The sequence below is a fragment of the Edwardsiella sp. A.80236 genome (assembly GCF_044540725.1).
In the GTDB taxonomy this organism is placed as follows: Bacteria; Pseudomonadota; Gammaproteobacteria; order Enterobacterales; family Enterobacteriaceae; genus Edwardsiella; species Edwardsiella tarda.
Genome location: NZ_JBIUCY010000084.1, coordinates 1 through 223, shown reverse-complemented (window position 1 = coordinate 223; position 223 = coordinate 1). Strand labels below are relative to the sequence as shown.

Sequence of the window (223 nt, the reverse complement as noted above, 5' to 3'; positions counted from 1 at the left end):
TCGACGCTGTCGGCATCGGCCTGATTATGCCGGTGCTGCCGGGCCTCCTGCGCGATCTGGTTCACTCGAACGACGTCACCGCCCACTATGGCATTCTGCTGGCGCTGTATGCGTTGATGCAATTTGCCTGCGCACCTGTGCTGGGCGCGCTGTCGGATCGTTTCGGGCGGCGGCCGGTCTTGCTCGTCTCGCTGGCCGGCGCTGCTGTCGACTACGCCATCAT

At 64.6% G+C, this 223-nt stretch carries 1 protein-coding gene; it reads left to right on the top strand.

Going from position 1 to position 223, the window contains the following annotated elements:
- Window positions 1-223: MFS transporter (locus ACEQFP_RS17580; RefSeq protein ID WP_396464378.1), on the top strand; the 223-nt coding region annotated here is incomplete at both ends.